Annotated in this window: 22 protein-coding genes; 9 read left to right on the top strand and 13 right to left on the bottom strand. The window is 59.6% G+C overall.

Annotation, left to right across the window (positions count from 1 at the left end; translation table 11 throughout):
• Positions 1 to 448: 448 nt before the first annotated feature.
• The gene (locus AO240_RS08295) at positions 449 to 2,074 is read left to right on the top strand and encodes a glucan biosynthesis protein D (protein WP_099236106.1); all 1,626 of its coding nucleotides are present in this window, start codon (positions 449 to 451) and stop codon (positions 2,072 to 2,074) included.
• A 52-nt stretch (positions 2,075 to 2,126) separates the two neighbouring features.
• Here the strand turns inward: AO240_RS08295 and AO240_RS08290 are convergent, their stop codons facing one another.
• From AO240_RS08290 to AO240_RS08280, 3 genes are all read right to left on the bottom strand, one after another.
• Entirely contained in the window at positions 2,127 to 2,312 is a 186-nt protein-coding gene (locus tag AO240_RS08290; RefSeq protein WP_099236104.1) for a hypothetical protein, read from the bottom strand.
• A gap of 266 nt (positions 2,313 to 2,578) precedes the next feature.
• A complete protein-coding gene (locus tag AO240_RS08285) occupies positions 2,579 to 3,685 on the bottom strand; it encodes an NADH:flavin oxidoreductase/NADH oxidase (RefSeq protein WP_099236102.1) in 1,107 nt (368 codons plus the stop codon).
• Between the two features lie 131 nt (positions 3,686 to 3,816).
• Positions 3,817 to 5,718 (bottom strand): potassium transporter Kup, encoded by a 1,902-nt coding sequence (locus tag AO240_RS08280; protein WP_099236100.1) that lies wholly within the window; start codon positions 5,716 to 5,718, stop codon positions 3,817 to 3,819.
• Between the two features lie 289 nt (positions 5,719 to 6,007).
• On the opposite strand from AO240_RS08280, the gene rimO reads away from it, so the two are divergent.
• The 5 genes from rimO to tsaA all read left to right on the top strand — a co-directional run bounded on the left by rimO (position 6,008) and on the right by tsaA (position 10,682).
• Positions 6,008 to 7,348, top strand: a complete 1,341-nt coding sequence (gene rimO, locus AO240_RS08270; RefSeq protein WP_099236096.1) for a 30S ribosomal protein S12 methylthiotransferase RimO — start codon at positions 6,008 to 6,010, stop codon at positions 7,346 to 7,348.
• A gap of 113 nt (positions 7,349 to 7,461) precedes the next feature.
• Complete coding sequence (locus AO240_RS08265; RefSeq protein WP_099236094.1) at positions 7,462 to 7,929, top strand: GNAT family N-acetyltransferase; 468 nt, start codon at positions 7,462 to 7,464, stop codon at positions 7,927 to 7,929.
• Positions 7,930 to 8,676: 747 nt separating this feature from the next.
• On the top strand, positions 8,677 to 9,387 hold the full coding sequence (locus AO240_RS08255) for an rRNA pseudouridine synthase (protein ID WP_099236092.1): 711 nt from the start codon (positions 8,677 to 8,679) through the stop codon (positions 9,385 to 9,387).
• A gap of 68 nt (positions 9,388 to 9,455) precedes the next feature.
• The gene (locus AO240_RS08250) at positions 9,456 to 9,917 is read left to right on the top strand and encodes a DUF1456 family protein (RefSeq protein WP_058412658.1); all 462 of its coding nucleotides are present in this window, start codon (positions 9,456 to 9,458) and stop codon (positions 9,915 to 9,917) included.
• A 69-nt stretch (positions 9,918 to 9,986) separates the two neighbouring features.
• The gene (gene tsaA / locus AO240_RS08245) at positions 9,987 to 10,682 is read left to right on the top strand and encodes a tRNA (N6-threonylcarbamoyladenosine(37)-N6)-methyltransferase TrmO (RefSeq protein ID WP_099236090.1); all 696 of its coding nucleotides are present in this window, start codon (positions 9,987 to 9,989) and stop codon (positions 10,680 to 10,682) included.
• Between the two features lie 84 nt (positions 10,683 to 10,766).
• Here tsaA and fpr read toward each other — a convergent pair whose 3' ends face one another.
• Positions 10,767 to 11,546, bottom strand: coding sequence for a ferredoxin-NADP reductase (gene fpr, locus AO240_RS08240; RefSeq protein WP_003189055.1), 780 nt, complete (start codon positions 11,544 to 11,546; stop codon positions 10,767 to 10,769).
• 124 nt (positions 11,547 to 11,670) lie between these two features.
• Here fpr and AO240_RS08235 point away from each other — a divergent pair, with 124 nt between their 5' ends.
• On the top strand, positions 11,671 to 12,597 hold the full coding sequence (locus tag AO240_RS08235; RefSeq protein WP_177445798.1) for a LysR family transcriptional regulator: 927 nt from the start codon (positions 11,671 to 11,673) through the stop codon (positions 12,595 to 12,597).
• A 3-nt stretch (positions 12,598 to 12,600) separates the two neighbouring features.
• On the opposite strand, the gene AO240_RS08230 is transcribed toward AO240_RS08235, so the two are convergent.
• The 3 genes from AO240_RS08230 to AO240_RS08220 all read right to left on the bottom strand — a co-directional run bounded on the left by AO240_RS08230 (position 12,601) and on the right by AO240_RS08220 (position 14,662).
• Complete coding sequence (locus tag AO240_RS08230) at positions 12,601 to 12,963, bottom strand: diacylglycerol kinase (protein ID WP_058412662.1); 363 nt, start codon at positions 12,961 to 12,963, stop codon at positions 12,601 to 12,603.
• Between the two features lie 75 nt (positions 12,964 to 13,038).
• Entirely contained in the window at positions 13,039 to 13,689 is a 651-nt protein-coding gene (gene erdR / locus AO240_RS08225) for a response regulator transcription factor ErdR (protein ID WP_099236086.1), read from the bottom strand.
• A gap of 253 nt (positions 13,690 to 13,942) precedes the next feature.
• Entirely contained in the window at positions 13,943 to 14,662 is a 720-nt protein-coding gene (locus AO240_RS08220) for a tRNA-uridine aminocarboxypropyltransferase (protein ID WP_099236085.1), read from the bottom strand.
• 199 nt (positions 14,663 to 14,861) lie between these two features.
• On the opposite strand from AO240_RS08220, the gene AO240_RS08215 reads away from it, so the two are divergent.
• Positions 14,862 to 15,302 (top strand): PA3611 family quorum-sensing-regulated virulence factor, encoded by a 441-nt coding sequence (locus AO240_RS08215; RefSeq protein ID WP_099236084.1) that lies wholly within the window; start codon positions 14,862 to 14,864, stop codon positions 15,300 to 15,302.
• A gap of 377 nt (positions 15,303 to 15,679) precedes the next feature.
• A complete protein-coding gene (locus tag AO240_RS08210; protein WP_099236083.1) occupies positions 15,680 to 16,792 on the top strand; it encodes a TIGR00730 family Rossman fold protein in 1,113 nt (370 codons plus the stop codon).
• A 92-nt stretch (positions 16,793 to 16,884) separates the two neighbouring features.
• Here AO240_RS08210 and recX read toward each other — a convergent pair whose 3' ends face one another.
• The 6 genes from recX to AO240_RS08180 all read right to left on the bottom strand — a co-directional run bounded on the left by recX (position 16,885) and on the right by AO240_RS08180 (position 21,168).
• Complete coding sequence (recX, locus tag AO240_RS08205) at positions 16,885 to 17,352, bottom strand: recombination regulator RecX (RefSeq protein ID WP_099236082.1); 468 nt, start codon at positions 17,350 to 17,352, stop codon at positions 16,885 to 16,887.
• An 8-nt stretch (positions 17,353 to 17,360) separates the two neighbouring features.
• Positions 17,361 to 18,419, bottom strand: coding sequence for a recombinase RecA (recA, locus tag AO240_RS08200; protein WP_058412668.1), 1,059 nt, complete (start codon positions 18,417 to 18,419; stop codon positions 17,361 to 17,363).
• Between the two features lie 83 nt (positions 18,420 to 18,502).
• The gene (locus AO240_RS08195; protein WP_058412669.1) at positions 18,503 to 19,003 is read right to left on the bottom strand and encodes a CinA family protein; all 501 of its coding nucleotides are present in this window, start codon (positions 19,001 to 19,003) and stop codon (positions 18,503 to 18,505) included.
• Between the two features lie 81 nt (positions 19,004 to 19,084).
• Positions 19,085 to 19,597 carry a lysis system i-spanin subunit Rz gene (locus tag AO240_RS08190; protein WP_099236081.1) on the bottom strand — a complete coding sequence of 171 codons (513 nt, stop codon included), beginning with the start codon at positions 19,595 to 19,597 and terminating at the stop codon, positions 19,085 to 19,087.
• The gene (locus AO240_RS08185) at positions 19,585 to 20,109 is read right to left on the bottom strand and encodes a glycoside hydrolase family 19 protein (RefSeq protein ID WP_099236080.1); all 525 of its coding nucleotides are present in this window, start codon (positions 20,107 to 20,109) and stop codon (positions 19,585 to 19,587) included. The genes AO240_RS08190 and AO240_RS08185 overlap by 13 nt, the downstream gene beginning before the upstream one ends.
• 51 nt (positions 20,110 to 20,160) lie before the next feature.
• Positions 20,161 to 21,168 (bottom strand): phage tail protein, encoded by a 1,008-nt coding sequence (locus tag AO240_RS08180; protein WP_099236079.1) that lies wholly within the window; start codon positions 21,166 to 21,168, stop codon positions 20,161 to 20,163.
• Positions 21,169 to 21,177: the final 9 nt, after the last annotated feature.

Raw genomic sequence — 21,177 nt, 5'->3', positions numbered from 1 at the left:
CCTCCAGACACTTGGGTTCGTAGGACCAATAGGCCTCCAGCGTAAAACTAAGTGCCAAAAAACCGAGATCTAGAGTGCTTCCAGATGTAACCCGCCGAGCAGATTGGCTTTCTGTGGGAGCGGGCTTGCTCGCGATAGCATCAACTCGGTATGCCTGATGCACCGAGGTGCCTGCATCGCGAGCAAGCCCGCTCCCACAGTTGACGGCATTGGGCTTGCGAGATTGCACTGAGAAGTGCGCCGCTGTGAAAGCCAGTCGGAAAAATCTTGTTTCATATGCCCCGCTACACGCTGCTATCAAGCAATTTTCCTACAGCATCGAACCGCTTAAGCTATCTGGCGTCTGTTTATAGTCCGTTGCGTTTGGCCGAAGGCATGTCCGAACCGTAATTTCTGATCCATTACGTGCCAGGAACGGCGCGGGATTTGCTCACGACAGGTTGTCTCTATGCACCGCAGGAATTTGCTCAAAGCGTCCATGGCCATTGCGGCTTACACCGGTTTGTCGGCCAGCGGGCTGCTGGCCGCGCAGGCTTGGGCGGGGAACCGCGCCGCCGATGGCAAGGCCGTGGCCTTCGATTTTGAATCGCTCAAAGCCCAGGCCAAGCAACTCGCCGGAACGGCTTATAAAGACACTAAACAGGTGCTGCCGCCGACCCTGGCAAGCATGACGCCGCAGAATTTCAACGCCATTGGCTACGACGGCAACCATTCGCTGTGGAAGGAATTGAACGGCCAACTCGACGTGCAATTTTTCCACGTCGGCATGGGTTTCAAGACGCCGGTGCGCATGCACAGTGTCGACCCCAAGACGCGTGAGGCGCGCGAGGTGCATTTCCGCCCGTCGCTGTTCAACTATGCAAAAACCACGGTGGACACCAAGCAGTTGACCGGCGACTTGGGTTTTGCAGGTTTCAAGCTGTTCAAGGCACCGGAACTGGATCGCCATGACGTGCTGTCCTTTCTTGGCGCCAGCTACTTTCGCGCGGTGGATGCCAGCGGCCAGTACGGCCTCTCCGCACGCGGCCTGGCGATTGATACCTACGCGAAAAAACGCGAAGAATTCCCCGACTTCACGCAGTTCTGGTTCGAAACCCCGGCCAAGGACGCCACGCGTTTTGTGGTCTACGCGTTGCTCGACTCGCCGAGCGCCACCGGCGCCTACCGCTTCGACATCGACTGCCAGGCCAGCCAGGTAGTGATGGCCATCGACGCGCACATCAACGCGCGTACTGCCATCGAGCAATTGGGCATCGCCGCCATGACCAGCATGTTCAGCTGCGGCACCGCTGAGCGGCGCATGTGCGACACCATTCACCCGCAAATCCACGATTCAGACCGCCTGGCGATGTGGCGCGGCAATGGCGAGTGGATCTGCCGCCCGCTGAACAACCCGGCCAAGCTGCAATTCAACGCATTTGCCGACACCGACCCGAAAGGCTTCGGCCTGGTGCAGACCGACCATGAGTTCGCCAGCTACCAGGACACCGTGGACTGGTACAGCAAGCGCCCCAGCCTGTGGGTGGAACCGACGACGGCGTGGGGCGAAGGCTCGATCGACCTGCTCGAAATACCGACTACCGGCGAAACCCTCGACAACATCGTGGCCTTCTGGACCCCGAAAAAACCGGTGGCCGCCGGCGACTCGCTGAACTATGGCTACAAGCTCTACTGGAGCGCGCTGCCGCCGGTGAGTACGCCGCTGGCGCAGGTCGACGCGACCCGTTCCGGCATGGGCGGTTTCACCGAAGGTTGGGCACCGGGCGAACACTACCCCGAAGTGTGGGCACGCCGGTTTGCCGTGGACTTCAAAGGCGGCGGCCTGGATCGCCTGCCGGCCGGCACCGGGATCGAGCCGGTGGTGACCTGCTCCCACGGTGAAGTCAAAGACTTCAGCGTGCTGGTACTCGATAACATCAAGGGCTACCGCATTCTGTTCGATTGGTACCCGACCAGCGACAGCGTGGAACCGGTGGAACTGCGGCTGTTTATTCGCACTCAGGACCGCACCTTGAGTGAGACCTGGCTGTATCAGTACTTCCCGCCTGCGCCGGACCAGCGCAAGTACACCTGATACACACGGTGGGAGCGCGCAGGCGCGCTCCCACCGCTCACCACTGCGCGGTTCAGAACCGCGACACGCTCTTCATCGCCCCAATCAGATAACGCATCGCCACTTGATCGTTCACGTTCAAGGCGCGGTACTGCGCGAGCATTTCAGCCTCGTCCAAACTTAACCGTCGAGCCCGCACGAATATCCTGCGGGTCAGTAAAACCACCAGTTCACCCGCTACACCATAGGACTTGGCCATGGACTGTTTCTCCTGATATCAATAAGACTCCTGGCGCCCATCGCCCGCGTCCCCTGAGGCGCGTGACCGTTACCGACAGCCTTGCTTGCTGGGCCAGCAATCAGACTTACCCTAAGAGTAGAAACAATCTCATCACGCGTGGGATTTTTTTAGAGTATTAACTTAAATAAATCTCTTAAGCAACAATGACCTACAGACTTTTCCTACGTGAGAGGCAATAAAAAACCCACCGGGCAAAGGTGGGTTTTTGGGTGCAACGCGTCGTATCAGTCCCGCAGATCAGACTCATGAATCGGCTGATCGCGATGCGTCGCGCGCTGGTACTGCGCCGGCCAGACGGCCTTGCGCCCGCCCAAGTCATCATCGGCATGCAGCGGCCAGTACGGGTCACGCAACAGCTCACGCGCAAGGAAAATAATGTCGGCCTGGCAAGTGCGCAGGATGTGTTCGGCCTGCGCCGGCTCGGTGATCATGCCCACGGTGCCGGTGGCGATGCCCGACTCTTTGCGCACACGCTCGGCAAAACGCGTCTGGTAACCGGGGCCGACGGGAATTTCGGCGTTGGCGGCGGTACCACCGGAGGACACGTCGATCAGGTCCACGCCGAGGTCTTTCAACTGCCGCGCCAGCGCGACGGTTTCATCCGGGTTCCAGCCGTCTTCCACCCAGTCCGTCGCCGACACGCGCACGAACAGCGGCAGGTCCTCAGGCCAGACTTCACGCACGGCCTGGGTCACTTCAAGCACCAGCCGAATGCGGTTTTCGAAGGAACCGCCGTATTGATCCCGACGCTGGTTGCTCAGCGGCGAAAGAAATTGGTGCAGCAGGTAACCGTGGGCGGCATGGATTTCCACCACCTCAAAACCGGCGGTCAGTGCGCGCTTGGCGGCGGCCACAAAGTCGGCGATGACTTGCTGGATGTGCGCTTCATCCAATTGTGTTGGCTGCGTGTGATTGGGGTCGAACGCAATCGGTGACGGGCCGACCGGCACCCAGCCGCCGTCTTCCGGCTTGACGCTGCCGTGCTTGCCGATCCACGGCCGATGAGTGCTGGCCTTGCGCCCGGCATGCGCCAGCTGGATGCCCGCCACCGCGCCTTGGGCGGCAATAAACCGCGTGATGCGTTGCAGCGGTTCGATCTGCGCGTCGTTCCACAGGCCCAAGTCCTGAGCGGTAATGCGACCATCGGCCGTCACCGCCGTGGCTTCGGTAAAAATCAGCCCGGCGCCGCCGACGGCGCGGCTGCCGAGGTGCACCAGGTGCCAGTCATTGGCCAGGCCATCGTCGGATGAGTATTGGCACATCGGCGACACGGCGATGCGGTTGAGCAGGGTCAATTGACGCAGGGTATAGGGTTCGAGCAGCTGACTCATGGCGCACCTCTTGGGCGTTCTGTGGGCACTCGTCTACACAACAGTGCATTGAGCCTAGTCGACAACGCTGGATCGCACAGGGTTCAGAAAGGAACGCGGGAGCCGATTGCCGGCTCCCGTTTTACAGCGGCTTACATCTCGACCTGGGTACCCAGTTCGATCACGCGGTTTACCGGGAGCTTGAAGAAGCGCAGGTTGCCGTTGGCGTTCTTCAACATGAACGCAAACAGGCCCTCACGCCAGCGCGCCATGCCGCGGATGCGCGAGGCGATCACCGTCTCGCGGCTGAGGAAGTAGGTGGTGCGCATCGGGCTGAAGTCCAGATCGTCCAGATGGCACAGTTTCAGCGCTTCAGGCACGTCCGGCTCATCGGTAAAGCCGAAGTGCAGGATGACGCGGAAGAAGCCTTCGCCATACGAATCCACCTCAAAACGCCGCGCCGCAGGCACCCGCGGAATGTCTTCGTAAACCACCGTCAACAATACCACTTGCTCGTGCAATACCTGGTTATGCAGCAGGTTGTGCAACAGCGCGTGAGGCACCGCGTCGGGCCGCGCGGTGAGAAACACCGCCGTGCCCTGCACGCGATGCGGCGGCTGCACGCGGATACTGCTGATAAAAATCGGCAGCGGCAAACCGCCCTCGTCGAGGCGCTCCACGAGCAATTGCTTGCCGCGTTTCCACGTGGTCATCAACACGAACAGCACGATCCCCGCGAGCACCGGGAAAGCGCCGCCCTGGATGATCTTCGGCACGTTGGCGGCGAAGAACAGCCCATCCACCAACAGGCAGCAGAGCAATACCGGCACGGCAAACACCGGCGGCCATTTCCACAGCAGCAGCATCACCGCCGCCACTAGAATGGTGGTCATCAGCATGGTGCCGGTCACGGCCACACCGTACGCCGACGCCAGCGCGTTGGACGACTCAAAGCCCAGCACCAGCAGGATCACGCCGACCATCAGCGACCAATTCACCGCGCCAATATAGATTTGGCCCTGCTCGGCGCTTGAGGTGTGTTGAATGTGCATCCGCGGGATATAACCCAACTGGATCGCCTGGCGTGTAAGCGAAAACGCGCCGGAAATCACTGCCTGGGAGGCAATCACCGTGGCCAGCGTGGACAACACCACCAGTGGGATCAGTGCCCAGCTCGGCGCCAGCAAGTAGAACGGGTTGCGCGCCGCCTCCGGGTCACCGAGCAGCAGCGCGCCCTGGCCAAAATAATTCAGCGCCAGCGCCGGCAGCACCAGAATAAACCAGGCGCGGGCGATGGGTTTGCGCCCGAAGTGACCCATGTCGGCATACAGCGCCTCGGCGCCGGTCAGCGCCAGGACTACCGCGCCGAGGATCGCCACACCAATGCCTGGGTGAACCATAAAAAAGCGCACGCCCCAGACCGGGTTCAGCGCACTCAGCACTTCGGGTTGCTGCAGGATGCCGTAGACGCCCAAGCCGCCCAGCACCAGAAACCACGTGACCATCACCGGGCCGAACAGCTTGCCGATGCGGTCAGTCCCGTGTTTTTGGATGAGGAACAGCGCCACCAGCACCACCAGCGCGATCGGCACTACCCATTTTTCGAGGCCATCGAACGCCAGTTCCAGGCCTTCCACGGCCGACAACACGGAAATCGCCGGGGTGATCATGCTGTCGCCGTAGAACAACGCGGCACCGCACAGACCACACACCACCAGGAAGCTGCGCAGCTTCTTGCGCTCCCCCGCCGCCCGCCGCGCCAGTGCGGTCAGCGCCATGATGCCGCCCTCGCCCTGGTTGTCGGCGCGCAGCACGAACAGCATATATTTGATTGACACGACCCAGATCAGCGACCAAAAGATCAGCGCCAGGATCCCCAACACGCCGTCATGGTTAACCTGCACACCGTAACCGCCAGTGAATACCTCTTTAAGGGTATAAAGCGGGCTGGTACCGATGTCTCCGTAAACCACCCCGACTGCCGCCACCAGCATGCCAATCGGCTTTGCATTGGAATGCTCGGCACCTGCTGCCTGACTCTTTGCCTGACCCATCAACCACTCCTGCCCTTTGACCTGAGGTCTTTTATAAACAACGCATCTAAGCTGACCGTAGCATGCGCTGTTTTACTTCTCGTAACAGACGTTTTATTGACCCAGGACTCATACCCGCGTGCAACGGCGCGAAGCATAGCGCAGCACTCGTCGCATTTCCCTGCATAAAGCTGGTCAAGTGCGGTGCCCGTCGCTAGAATTGCGCACTTTTTGATCAGAGGCGTACCAAGCGCCCATCCGCTGCCCTGTCGTGCCCGACGTGCGGCGTCATTCAATACCGAGGTTAGACATGTCCACCACCATCGCAAAAGCCAACCCCAAGGTCGGCTTTGTATCCCTGGGCTGCCCGAAGGCTCTGGTCGACTCCGAGCGCATCCTTACGCAACTGCGTATGGAAGGCTATGACGTCGTGTCCACTTACCAGGACGCCGACGTGGTGGTGGTCAACACCTGCGGTTTCATCGACTCGGCCAAGGCTGAGTCCCTGGAAGTGATCGGCGAAGCCATCAAGGAAAACGGCAAGGTCATCGTGACCGGCTGCATGGGCGTCGAAGAAGGCAACATCCGCAACGTGCACCCGAGCGTGCTGGCGGTTACCGGCCCGCAGCAATATGAGCAAGTGGTCAACGCCGTGCACCAAGTAGTGCCGCCGCCTCAGGACCACAACCCGCTGATCGACCTGGTGCCGCCGCAAGGCATCAAGCTGACGCCGCGCCACTACGCTTACCTGAAGATTTCCGAAGGCTGCAACCACAGTTGCAGCTTCTGCATCATCCCGTCGATGCGCGGCAAGCTGGTCAGCCGCCCGGTCGGCGACGTGCTCGACGAAGCCCAGCGCCTGGTTAAATCCGGCGTGAAAGAGCTGTTGGTGATCTCGCAGGACACCAGCGCCTACGGCGTCGACGTGAAATACCGCACCGGTTTCTGGAACGGCGCGCCGGTGAAAACCCGCATGACCGAACTCTGTGAAGCCTTGAGCAGCCTCGGTGTATGGGTGCGCCTGCACTACGTTTACCCGTACCCGCACGTCGACGAGTTGATCCCGCTGATGGCCGCCGGCAAGATCCTGCCGTACCTCGACATCCCGTTCCAGCACGCCAGCCCGAAAGTGCTCAAGGCGATGAAACGCCCGGCCTTCGAAGACAAGACCCTGGCGCGCATCAAGAACTGGCGCGAGATCTGCCCTGAGCTGATCATCCGCTCCACCTTCATCGTCGGCTTCCCCGGCGAAACCGAAGAAGACTTCCAGTACCTGCTGGACTGGTTGACCGAAGCGCAGCTGGACCGCGTCGGCTGCTTCCAGTACTCGCCGGTGGAAGGCGCTCCGGCCAACCTGCTGGACCTGGCGGTGGTGCCGGACGACGTCAAGCAGGCGCGTTGGGACCGTTTCATGGCGCACCAGCAAGCCATCAGCTCGGCGCGCCTGCAACTGCGCGTCGGCAAGGAAATCGAAGTGCTGATCGACGAAGTTGACGAGCAAGGCGCCGTTGGCCGCTGCTTCTTCGACGCGCCGGAGATCGACGGTAACGTGTTCATCGACGATGCCAGCGGCTTGAAGCCGGGCGACAAAGTCTGGTGCACCGTGACCGATGCCGACGAGTACGACCTGTGGGCTGAAAAGCGCGACTGATAGCGTCAGCGCTTTAAAAAAACCTGAAAAGCCCTGCCTCTGGAGAAGATGCGGGGCTTTTTTAGGTCTATCGTTTTGCCCATCAATACACAGAGAGACAAGGGGCAGCGGGCATGCGCCAGCATTCGGTTATCCACACGGCTAAAACCAGCGACTACGCGCAGTTGGCGCAACTCTGGGAAAACTCGGTGCGAGCGACCCACGACTTTTTGCCGGAAAGCTACATCGTGCTGCTTAAAGATTTGGTGCTGACGCGCTATTTGGACGCTGTGATGCTGATCTGCACCAAAGACGCCCGCCAGCGCATCACCGGGTTTGCCGGGGTGGCGGCGGGTAAGGTCGAGATGCTGTTTATCGACCCGCAGCACCGCGGCCAAGGCCTGGGCCGAGACCTGCTGCGCCATGCAGTCGAGCACCTGAACGCGGATAAACTGGACGTCAACGAACAAAACCCGCAGGCGCTGGGCTTTTATTTAAAGCAGGGGTTCGAGGTGGTCGGGCGCGCGGAGCATGATGGCCTCGGGCAGCCGTATCCGTTGCTGCACATGCGTTTGCGCCGGCAGCAAGATACCGGGGCTTAGGCGGCCTGAAGCAGAATGCGCTCAAATGTGGGAGATTCAATGGCTGAAAAATCGGGACGCAGAGCGTCCGGAGCGGCATTACCACGCAGAGCGTGGGAACGATCATCCCTCAAGCAGAACTCGGTCAACTGTGGGAGGGGGCTTGCTCCCGATGGCGGGGGGGCAGATAAATATTTTTCAACTGACACACTGCTATCGGGAGCAAGCCCCCTCCCACAAAAAGCAAAAAAAGCAGATCTACTGTGTATGCAAAACCCGCCCTTGATCTGCTTCAACCACTCAGGTCGGCTTTCAGGCCGCCGTGCTTTTGCTTTTGATCTGAGAAGCGCCCCGTTAAACCACGATGGCCGCACGCAGGCTTGAATCCGTGGGTAACCCGGCAGGACGCCGGGTTAGCCGCGCTGGGCCAAGGATGGCCCATCGCGGCGGCCCACGGATTCAAGCCTGTGTGCGGGCATGCCGAGCCCAAGCGAGGCACCGAGTGGTGGGGCAAGAGCGTTTTGGTTACTTTTGCGCTGTTCAAAAGTGACTCGCTGTAAGAGCGAAACCGATATAAGCCACAAACCAAATACCGGATATATACCCAACCTGAACAACACCCCAAGCCAGTCCAATGCTCGACAGCGCTACATCAAAAAAGCCAACCCCCGCCCCAGCGCCACAAAATGCCACAGCACTGAAATGGGGCCGGGATTAACCGGCGCCAGGCAGGTACAATAAACGCCCCCTTTTGCTACGGCCCTAGTCATGACTGACCCCATACGCCTCTCCAAACGCCTCATCGAACTGGTCGGTTGCTCCCGTCGGGAGGCTGAACTGTTTATCGAAGGCGGCTGGGTCTCGGTGGACGGCGAAATCATCGACGAGCCGCAGTTCAAAATCACCACCCAAAAGGTCGAACTCGACCCAGAGGCTAAAGCCACTGCGCCGGAACCGGTGACCATCCTGCTGCACGCGCCAGTGGGTATGGATGCTGAAACCGCGATGGCCTCGATCAGCGCCGAAACCCTGTCGGAAGAACACCGCTTCAGCAAACGCCCGCTCAAGGGCCACTTCCTGCGCCTGACCGCCAGCGCCGACCTGCAAGCCAAGGCCAGCGGCCTGTTGGTGTTCACTCAGGACTGGAAGATTCTGCGCAAGCTGACCGCCGACGCCGCCAAGATCGAGCAGGAATACGTGGTGGAGGTGGAAGGCGACATGGTCGCCCATGGCCTTAATCGCCTGAACCACGGCCTGACGTATAAAGGCAAAGAACTGCCAGCCGTGAAGGCCAGTTGGCAGAACGAAAACCGCCTGCGGTTTGCGATGAAAAACCCGCAGCCGGGTGTGATCGCCCTGTTCTGCGAAGCCGTTGGCTTGAAAGTCATCGCCATTCGCCGCATTCGTATCGGCGGCGTGTCCATCGGCAAAGTGCCGGTAGGCCAATGGCGTTACCTGTCCGGCAAAGAGAAGTTCTAGGCCGCACACCCTTTCCCGACATCGCCTGATTGGGCGGTGTCCACTGTTGAAAACCAGGATTGCCCACCATGATTCACAACGACGTACTGCGCAGCGTGCGCTACATGCTCGACATCAGCGACAACAAGATGGTCGAGATCACCAAGCTCGGCGGCATGGACGTAACCAAGGAAGACCTGCTGACTTACCTCAAGAAAGATGAGGAAGAAGGTTTTGTATTCTGCCCGGACGAGGTCATGGCGCATTTCCTTGATGGCTTGGTGATCTTCAAGCGCGGCAAAGACGAAAGCCGTCCACCGCAGCCGATCGAAACCCCGGTGACCAACAACATCATCCTCAAGAAACTGCGCGTGGCCTTCGAGCTGAAAGAAGACGACATGCACGCCATCCTCAAGGCCTCCGAGTTTCCGGTGTCCAAGCCTGAGCTGAGCGCGCTGTTTCGCAAATTCGGCCACACCAACTACCGCACCTGTGGCGACCAGTTGCTGCGTAACTTCCTCAAGGGCCTGACCCTGCGCGTCAGAGCTTAAAGCAGCCCCAAGCTTCACGCTGCAAGTTAAACGCTTGTAGCGTGCAGCTTGTAACTTGAGGCTTCAGAAATGAGTTACAACGTCTCGCCCATCGGCTTCGTGCGCTCCTGCTTCAAGGAGAAGTTCGCCATTCCGCGTCAGCCACAACTGGCACCCGCCGCCCGTGGCGTGCTGGAACTGGTGGCGCCGTTCGATACCGGTGAGGCGGTGCAGGGCTTGGAGCAGGTCAGCCATGTGTGGTTGCTGTTTCTGTTCCATCAGGCGCTGGAAGACAAACCTCGCCTGAAGGTGCGCCCGCCACGCTTGGGCGGCAATACGTCGATGGGCGTGTTCGCCACCCGCGCGACTCACCGTCCGAATGGCATTGGCCAGTCGGTGGTCAAGCTGGACAAGGTAGAGCCGGGCCGGCTGTGGGTTTCCGGAATTGATTTGCTCGATGGCACGCCCGTGCTGGATATCAAACCGTACGTGCCGTACGCGGACATCATTGACACCGCGACCAACAACATCGCCAGCAATGCGCCGCCGCTGATTCCCGTGCAATGGCTGAAGACGGCTCTGCACCAGGCACAAAGCCATGCTCAGCGCCTTGACGAGCCCTTGGTGGCATTGATCGAGCAATGTTTGGCACAAGACCCACGCCCGGCGTATCAAACACCGGTGCCTACACGCGAATACGGCGCACAGTTCTGGGATGTGGACGTGCGGTGGCACTATCCCGAAGCCGGGGTGATTTGCGTGCTTGAAGTGATTTCAGCTGACTGAAACCGAACGCCAATGTGGGAGGGGCTTGCCCCCTCCCACATTTAGAGCTTTTTTGTTGCCTGGTCAGCCAATGGCCTGACGTGTTTACTTCTCGACGAACGCACGCTCGATCAAGTAATCGCCCGGCTCACGCATGCGCGGCGAAACTTTCAGGCCGAAGCTGTTCAACACTTCGCTGGTCTCATCCAACATGCTTGGGCTGCCGCACAGCATGGCGCGGTCGTCCTCTGGGTTGATCGGCGGCAGGCCAATATCGCTGAACAGTTTGCCGCTGCGCATCAGGTCGGTCAGGCGGCCTTCGTTTTCGAACGGCTCGCGGGTCACGGTTGGGTAGTAGATCAACTTGTCACGCAGCGCCTCGCCGAAGAATTCGTTCTGCGGCAGGTGCTCGGTGATGAATTCGCGGTAAGCGACTTCGTTGACGTAACGCACGCCGTGGCACAGGATCACTTTTTCGAAACGCTCATAGGTTTCCGGGTCCTGGATCACGCTCATAAACGGCGCCAAGCCAGTACCGGTGCTGAGCAGGTACAGGTGTTTACCCGGTTTCAAATCGTCAAGCACCAGGGTGCCTGTCGGTTTTTTGCTGATGATGATCTCGTCGCCTTCCTTCAAATGCTGCAATTGGGAAGTCAGCGGGCCATCCGGTACCTTGATGCTGAAGAACTCCAGATGCTCTTCCCAGTTCGGGCTGGCAATCGAGTAAGCACGCATGAGCGGGCGGCCATTGGGCTGTTGCAGGCCGATCATCACGAACTGACCGTTCTCGAAGCGCAAGCCCGGGTCGCGGGTGCACTTGAAGCTGAACAGAGTGTCGTTCCAGTGATGAACACTGAGGACACGCTCGTGGTTCATGTTGCTCATGTACGGGGAACTCCTGGAAATGGGTCTGCGCCAAAGGTGAAGTGCGCAATTGCACAGCATTCTAATGGCGGCGACAATATCTGTTAACTGGATTATTAAGATAAGGGTTATCGGTTATATCGATATGCGATTTACTCTCCGTCAACTGCAAGTCTTCGTCGCCGTCGCCCAGCAGGAAAGCGTCTCACGCGCTGCTGGCCTTCTGGCCTTATCGCAATCCGCCGCCAGCACCTCGATCACCGAGCTGGAGCGCCAATCCAGCTGCCAATTATTCGACCGCGCGGGCAAACGCCTGAGCCTTAACGCCCTCGGCCATCAGCTATTGCCCCAGGCGGTGGCGCTGTTGGACCAGGCCAAGGAGATCGAAGACCTGCTGAACGGCAAGTCCGGCTTCGGCTCGCTGGCGGTCGGCGCCACCCTGACCATCGGTAATTACCTGGCCACGCTGCTGATCGGCAGCTTTATGCAGCAACACCCCGAGAGCCAAGTGAAGCTGCATGTGCAGAACACTGCAAACATCGTGCACCAAGTGGCGCACTACGAAATTGATCTGGGTCTGATTGAAGGCGACTGCAGCCACCCGGACATCGAGGTGCAAACCTGGGTGGAGGATGAACTGGTGGTGTTTTGCGCGCCGCAACATCATTTGGCCAAGCGCGGCGTGGCGACCATGCAACAACTGACCCATGAAGCGTGGATCCTGCGCGAACAAGGCTCGGGCACGCGCCTGACCTTTGACCAGGCAATGCGTCATCACCGCAGCGCATTGAATATTCGCCTCGAACTGGAACACACCGAGGCGATCAAGCGTGCGGTGGAGTCAGGGCTGGGGATTGGCTGCATTTCCCGGCTGGCGCTGCGCGACGCGTTTCGCCGTGGCAGCCTGGTGCCGGTAGAAACCCCGGACCTGGACCTGGCCCGGCAGTTCTACTTCATCTGGCATAAACAGAAGTACCAGACCTCGGCGATGCGCGAGTTTCTGGAGCTGTGCCGCACCTTCACGGCCGGGGTTCAGCGCAGCGACGAGATCGTGCTGCCGAGCATCGCCTGAGCCTTAGATCAGGATCACCGCCCACACCAGGGCGATCATGCTCAGTGCCACGAATTGCGCGGCGCTGCCCATGTCCTTGGCGTTTTTCGACAGCGGGTGACGCTCCAGGGAGATTCGGTCGATAGCCGCTTCGACCGCCGAATTGAGCAATTCGACGATCAACGCCAGCAGGCACACCGCAATCAGCAAAGCGCGCTCAACCCGGCTGACATGCAAGAAGAAGCTCACAGGAATAAGGATGACGTTGAGCAGTACCAACTGACGGAATGCCGCCTCGCCAGTGAAAGCCGCACGCAAGCCATCCAGGGAATAGCCCCCTGCGTTGAAGATACGTTTGATACCGGTTTGACCCTTGAAAGGCGACATAGATGTAGGCAACTGAACCAAAGAAGTGGGGAAACTAGTTCACGCAAGGTCAAAAAAGCGTGAATCGATGACAGCTTAATGCTGTGAAATTGACTCAAGTTGTTGCAAAAGCAGCGCCGCCTGCGTGCGCGTGCGTACGCCCAGCTTGCGGAAAATCGCGGTGACGTGGGCCTTGATGGTGGCCTCCGACACGCTCAACTCGTAGGCAATCTGCTTGTTCAGCAAACCTTCGCAGACCATGGTCAGCACCCGAAATTGCTGGGGCGTCAGGCTGGCGAGGCCATCACGGGCGGCCTTGGCTTCGTCGGACACGTTGATTTCTTCAAACGCTTGCGGCGGCCAGGACACATCACCGTCGAGTACGCTGCGCACCGCCTTCTGAATATCTGCCATCGCGCTGGACTTGGGGATAAAACCGCTGGCGCCAAACTCCTTGGAGCGCACCACCACATCGGCGTCTTCCTGTGCAGAGACCATCACCACCGGAATTTGCGGGTATTGCCCGCGCAACAGCACCAGCCCCGAGAAACCGTAGGCGCCAGGCATGTTCAGGTCAAGCAGCACCAGGTCCCAATCGGACTTTTCGGTCAGGCGGGCTTCCAGCTCAGCGATGCTGGCCACCTCAACCAAACGCACATCCGGGCCAAGACCCAGGGTCACCGCCTGATGCAGCGCACTGCGAAACAGCGGATGGTCATCGGCTATCAGGATTTCGTATGTGGCCATTGATTAAATGATCCTGTTTTTTTACGGCAGCCCTGATGGGTTCAGGGTTGGCCAGTACACAAGGCGACAGCCAGGCAGCTATCACCGCAGGGCACCCTCAGCGTCAAAAACATCTGAAACGGCGCTGAAAATTCACGCTTACGCCCCAATCGGCGCCCAGCATGCCCAGCGTAGCCTGGAGGGTCAAGCACTACGCCGGTGGGCATTCTAGCGGGGTACGGGTTTACAGTGCCATCATCGAGTTAGCGTCCGCTCATACCGCCGGGATATACGGTGCAAGACGCGTATGAACGAGGTCGGCCGGGTCCAGCGGCATCTGGAACTTGGCGGCCAGATAATGCGTGCTGAACACGTCGAGGTAGGCGTCGAGCACTTCACTGGCAGCTTGATCGCCGGCCAGTTCCAGGCACAGCGCGGCGACTTCGGCGGTGCAAAAATGGTCGTCACGCTTGGAGCGGCGCAGTTTGTAGCGCGACAGCTGTTCCGGCGCCAGGCTCAGCACCGGCAAGTGTTCAAGGTAAGGGCTCTTGCGAAACATCTTGCGCGCTTCGCTCCAGGTGCCGTCCAGCAAAATAAACAATGGGCGCTTGCCTGGTGCCACGTCGACCTGACTGACCACCCGCTGCGGCGCCACGAATTCGCCGGGGAATACGATGTAGGGCTGCCACTGCGGATCGGCAAGCAAGCTCAGCAACTCGGGCTCGACTTCAGTGCGCGCCCAGGCGAATGCGCTGGTGTCGTCAATCACATCGGCGATCAGCCAGCCGGTGTTACTCGGTTTCATCGGCTCAACGTCGTGCATCAGCAGGCACATGGCGGAACGCGCCTGCACCTGCGGGCGCCAGGCGCACAGGCAGTATTCGGGAATCACCCGGCAATCGGGGCAGCGCTCGGCACGTGAACCGCGATTGAGAAAAGGCCTGACGGCCCGCGCCAGGCGTTCGGTACGCAAGCGGGAGACGGCGTGGCTCATCGGATGCAACCCGCGAAAGGGGAAATCGACACTGAGGGAACTCGAGGCAGGCTTTAAGTGGCCGCAGTTTACCAGAGCTGTAGGCACTTCCCAGCAATACGCCTGGCTGTAGTGCCCAGCGCTCCCCTATAATTGCGCGCCACTGAACGCACAGCGCAGTGGCTGGTCTATGCACCAGTAACCGAATCAGGAGAGTTTCATGCTGCGTTCCATGCTGCGCCTTGTTGCCCCATCCGTCGCCCTTGCGTTGGTTTTGCCCATGGGCGCCCACGCGGCCTCGCTGCTGGAGGCCCAAATGAACAGGAAGCTGCAAAGCGTCGCGGCTGAAAGCAACAAGGACCTGCCACGGGAAATCGATGAAAAAACCCTGGAAGTGGCCTACACCGTTGAAGGCATGCAACTGATCGATCACCTCAGTGTGCAGCCTGATCGCGCCGAACAAATGCGCGCCAACCCCAAGGCTGTGTATTTTCAACTCGGGCAGAGCGTGTGCCTCAACCCGGGTTACCGCGAGTTGATGGCCAAGGGCGCAATCATGCGCTACGAGATCACCGAGAACAAAACCAATCGCCCAGTGGCATCGGTCAAGTTTGCGGAAGCCGATTGCCCGGCACCTGCCGCCGCCAAGAAGAAAAAGTAACCTCAGCTCGACCCTCGCGCGCTGCTGTCCTGCAGCGCGCGCATCCCCCGCTTCAATTGCCTGCAGACCACTGAACGGCGTGATGTGCGACCAACAACCGGTTGCCAACCAACGGTTTTTCGGCACATGATCAAGTCATCCCGACAGCCCACCCAGAGCGTTACCTACGTCGTTCTGTAACATTTTCAGGGCAAAAGAGGGTTGCCCTTCTGCGACTGGCAGTGCAAAGGTTTCTAAATCACCAGGAACATACAGAGCCCGTCTTGCCGCCCGGCGAGCAGCGTGCAATGCCTTCGGCATGCAGCGACACATGCAGTGTCGCGGCCTCGGAGAATTTCTCGCCGACGGCCCAGGCTCTGTGAAGAAGGAGAAGTTGAATGCCTTATGAATCGAACGAGCAACTGCTCCGTCATTTTGAAGAACACGGGGCTGACCTCACGCAGCAGGTCGACGCACAGCTACAGCTGATCGCCCCCAACAGCCCGAACATCCCCCTTTATCGCGACATGATTCTCACCGTTCTGCGCATGGCCCAGGACGACCGCAACCGTTGGAACGCCAAAATCACCTTGCAGGCCATCCGTGAACTGGACAACGCCTTCCGTGTGTTGGAACAGTTCAAGGACCGCCGCAAGGTCACGGTGTTCGGTTCGGCACGCACGCCGGTCGAAAGCCCTTTGTACGCCTTGGCTCGCGAAGTCGGCGCGATGCTCGCGCAATCCGACCTGATGGTGATTACCGGCGGCGGCGGCGGCATCATGGCGGCAGCCCATGAGGGGGCGGGCCTGCAACACAGCCTGGGGTTCAACATCACCCTGCCGTTTGAACAGCACGCCAACCCGACCATTGATGGCACCGATAACCTGCTGTCATTCCACTTTTTCTTCACCCGCAAGCTGTTCTTCGTCAAGGAAGCCGATGCGCTGGTGCTGTGCCCAGGCGGGTTCGGCACGCTGGACGAAGCGCTCGAAGTGCTGACCCTGATTCAGACCGGCAAGAGCCCGCTGGTGCCGGTTGTATTGCTGGATGCACCCGGCGGCGGTTTCTGGCAAGGCGCTCTGGACTTTATTCGCAGCCAGCTGGAAGCCAATCGCTACATCCTGCCAACCGACCTCAAGCTGGTCCGCCTGGTCTACAGCGCTGAAGAAGCAGTGGATGAGATCAACCGGTTCTATGCCAACTTCCACTCCACACGCTGGTTAAAACGTGAGTTTGTGGTACGCATGAATCACCCGCTGAGTGATCGAGCCTTGGCCCATTTGCAGAACGAGTTTGCCAGCCTGCGGCTAAAGGGTGAGTTCCAGCAATTGGCCTACACGGGCGAGGAACACGATGAGCCAAAGTTCGGCCATTTGACGCGGCTGGTGTTCAATTTCAACGGGCGTGATCAAGGCCGGCTGCGCGAGCTGGTGGATTACATCAACGTGCCGGAGAACTGGGCGCAGGCTGAGGGCAAAGCACAACAGCGCGTGACACCCGAGACGGCTTGATTTTTTAAAGGCAAAAAAAAAGGCCCACTATTTTCATAGTGGGCCTTTGTTTTTTGGCAGTTGCAGCAGATTAACGGTGGCAACTTGAGGATTCAGTCGTCCATGTGCCGGCCGCTTAGTAAGCGGCTGATCATTTCCATTGAAAACCCGCGATAACTCAGGAAGCGACCTTGCTTTGCGCGCTCCCTGGCATCAATCGGCAGATGACCCGAAAACTTGCGACGCCAGGTGTCTTCCAACTGCGACTGCCAACTGATGGTGCATTCGCGCAGGGCGAGGTCGATATCGGCACGTTGCAGGCCACGCTGGCTCAGCTCTTCGCGAATTCGCGCAGGGCCGTAGCCGGAGCGCGCTCGGTAAGACACAAAGCTTTCGAGGTAACGGGCTTCAGATAACAGCCCTTCTTCCGTCAAACGGTCGAGGGCGGTTTCGATCATTTCGGGCTCTGCGCCGCGCTGACGCAGTTTACGCGTCAGCTCGACTCGACCATGCTCGCGGCGAGCGAGCAGGTCCATCGCAGTGCGCCGAACGGCGACGAGTGTATCCAGTACAACTGTCATCGTTTGCTTCAGCTATCAGTGTCGGCTTCTTCTACTTCTTCAACCGGCTCGCGGTTGGCGGCAGCCTTCACGTCTGGCGCTGGAGTCAGCAGCTTGTCGCGAATCTGCTTCTCAAGCGTGGCAGCGATGTCCGGGTTGTCCGCCAGGAACTTGGCCGAGTTGGCCTTGCCCTGACCGATCTTGCTGCCGTTGTAGGCATACCAGGCACCGGACTTCTCGACAAAACCGTGCAGCACGCCCAGGTCGATCATCTCGCCGTTCAGGTAAATACCCTTGCCGTAGAGAATCTGGAACTCGGCTTGACGGAATGGCGGGGCCACTTTGTTCTTGACCACTTTAACGCGGGTTTCGCTACCGACAACCTCGTCACCTTCCTTCACCGCGCCAGTACGACGGATGTCCAGACGGACCGACGCGTAGAACTTCAGCGCGTTACCACCGGTGGTGGTTTCCGGGCTGCCGAACATCACGCCGATCTTCATGCGGATCTGGTTGATGAAGATCACCAGGCAGTTGGCGTTCTTGATGTTACCGGTGATTTTACGCAGCGCCTGAGACATCAGACGGGCTTGCAGGCCCACGTGCATGTCACCCATTTCGCCTTCGATTTCAGCCTTCGGTACCAGGGCTGCCACGGAGTCGACCACGATCACGTCGATGGCGTTGGAGCGCACCAGCATGTCGGTGATTTCCAGGGCTTGCTCACCGGTGTCCGGTTGGGACACCAGCAGGTCGTCAACGTTGACACCCAGCTTGCCGGCGTACTCAGGGTCGAGGGCGTGCTCGGCGTCGACGAACGCGCAGGTGGCGCCCATTTTTTGCGCCTGGGCAATCACCGACAGCGTGAGCGTGGTTTTACCGGAAGATTCAGGACCGTAGATTTCAACGATACGGCCTTTTGGCAGGCCGCCAATGCCGAGTGCGATGTCCAGACCCAGAGAGCCAGTGGAAATAGCCGGGATCGCCTGACGGTCGTGATCGCCCATACGCATTACGGCACCCTTGCCGAATTGACGTTCGATCTGACCCAGGGCCGCAGCCAAGGCTTTCTTCTTGTTCTCGTCCATTGAAGTCCTCACGTAATCAATAAGGCCTGACGGCCAACACCTGTATAAGTAGACAGTATTGTTCCACAAACATCGAAGATCGCCTACCCCTGATTTTCTATTTCTGCTGCAGCTCGTCGCAACAAGCCCTCCAGCGCGGCTTTTACCGTTTGTCGGCGAACCTCGTCGCGGTTGCCGGGGAAGTGCGCAAGCTCGGCCGTCACCTCCTCGCCTACGCCGAACGCCAACCATACCGTGCCCACCGGTTTGTCGCGCGAACCGCCATCGGGGCCGGCGACGCCACTCACCGCCACGGCAAAACGCGACAGGCTTTTTTCCTGCGCGCCCCGCACCATTGCCTCGACCACTTCCTGGCTGACGGCACCGACGTTGGCGAACAGTTGTTCAGCTACGCCCAGTTGTCGGGTTTTTTGTCGATTGGAATAGGTGACATACCCCGCCTCGAACCAGGCCGAACTGCCCGGTATGCGTGTGATGGCCTCGGCGATACCGCCGCCGGTGCAAGACTCGGCAGTGGTGACGTGGGCATTGAGCACCTGCAAGCGGCGACCCAGTTCAGCGGCTAATTGAGTGATTTCCTTCACGGTCGTCTCCAGAAACAGGCGGGGGTTTGCCTACCCTACAGGAGCAAATCGCACACGCAAGCGACAGACTGGATCAAGATGCTAACGCCCGACGGCGCGCACATACGCCTGGCAAGCCCGCAAGGCGATCAGGGCGTTATCACCGTCGTCGGTGATGCCGATAATTCGTTGAGCATGCGCCGGGTCAAGTCGGGCTCGCGCGGCTGCATGAACCACGCCGCCGGGGGTGGCGGTGGCAGGCACTGCGCAGCCACTGGCAGGCTCGCTGGCGTCGAGAAGGACTGACAGCCGCACATCAGCAGTGGCCAGGCGGGCGCGCAAATACGCCTGATTATGGTGGGCATCGTTCAACTCCTGCGCATGGTGTTGGTCGCTGGCACTGAGTTGTTGCTCCAGGGCCAACCGTTTGTCTTGTTCGGCATGTTGTTGCTGCAACGCCGCCTGGGTGTGTTGATCGAGCACGTTTGCGTGCGTCGCCGCCAAGCGCACAAGCTGCGCCTCATACCGCCACGTCTGAAGCTGCCATGCCAGGCTCGCAGCAACACCAAGCGAAAGGAAATACCCCAACAGCCGGTAGGACATTAAGAAACGCATAACACCGCCTTCGCCCGCGCACACAATTGCAAGCGGTCGTCCAAGCCATTCAGGCCACCATTAATGCGCCGGGTGATGGTGGTGAACTGGTCGTTGTCGGCCAGTTGATTCAGGCCATTGCTTTGCCAGAACCAGGCGGCGGATTCGCACGCCCATTGGGGTTGTTCGAGCAGTTGCGGTTGTTGCAGCAAACGCTCATCACCGAACAGCGCCTGGCTGCACGCCAGGTAATTGCGCCGTCCGGTGATCTGGATGAGCCCGCGACCGCGATATTTCTGGCCATCGCCATCTGCCTCGGGAGTGTTGCCCAGGCGAGCCGCCAATGTGCCGGTGTCGTACTTGCTCAGGTATTGCTCGCTGCCCAGTTCACGCACGTACAGCAGTTGGCCGGATTCGTGGCCGACTTGGGCGAGGAAGGCGGCGATGCGTTTGGGGTTGTCGATGGCGTATTTCGAGGTCGCCGTGTTTAACGCCGATAAAAAAATGCCCGCTCTAAGGCGGGCTCCAGGCATCACCTGGATAAGGTGAGACAGCGTTATCAATAGATGCCCTTACTTAAGTGATTATTCTGCCTGCGATAAACCGCTTGCGTTGATCACGCATCGATAGCTCTGTTGACGGTTGCCGCTGGCCGTGACGGTGTGGATCGACCAACGCCCCTGCATAAAACTTGGCCATGATTCATCCAGCAGTAACACGCCTTCTGCGGCCAGTGACGGATTACCGGGGCAGGCCACATCGATCTTCAACCCTTCACGCCCCACTCGACGCATTTCGCCTTGCGCCGCAGAGCGGGCTTCGTCTTCGTTTTGATAACGTTGCGTGACCACCTTGAACGGTTCAAAACCCACCTCCACCAAACGCTGTATACCGGCCGCTGCATCCCACCAAGAAGTTTGCGCGCCGTTGTAGAGGGCTCGGCTGGTCTTGGTAAACAGTGCGCTGATAAACGCGCGATCACCCGGGCGATTGTCGCGGGTGACCGACAGCTGCACGTCCGGCAGTACCTTGCCGGACAAGGAAGTGATCCGCCCTTTGCGCCCCAGCACGTACAGCGCGTCGACGGGTTTGGCGACCGCATCGAACTGCTTCGCCAGGCGCGTCAAAAATGCCATGTCGCTTTCATTGGTCTGGTCGATATGCGCGATCAGCTTGCCATCCAGTTCAGGCTCCACACGCGGTGAAAACCCATAGCGCGTGGTCAGTTGGCGAAACAGCGCGCCCAGGGTGATCGGCCCGTGGCTGGCGGTACGCCGTTGCTTGAACCCCTCCATGTCAAACGGCGCCGCCGTGGCCACCAGCACCAAGCGCATGGGGAACAGTGACGCGGTGCGCTGGGTGATCTTGAACAGCCCTTTGTCGACCAAACCCGACTCCAGGTAACCGACGCGCAGGCCAACTTTCCCGCCCAGGTCCGGCAACCCTTCGAGCCCTTCGATATCGAGGGTCAGCTTGAGCTGGTCCGAGGCCAAGCCGGTGGTATCGGTATGCACCCACTCCAATAAACGCTGGTTGAACAGCGCGGCATTGGCGCCGTAAAGCTCCACCACGGGTGTGAATCCAAGTGCCATGGTTGCTCC

The sequence above is a fragment of the Pseudomonas sp. ICMP 460 genome, from assembly GCF_002723595.1.
Lineage (GTDB): Bacteria > Pseudomonadota > Gammaproteobacteria > Pseudomonadales > Pseudomonadaceae > Aquipseudomonas > Aquipseudomonas kitaguniensis.
This window is presented reverse-complemented; position numbering and strand designations above follow the sequence as displayed.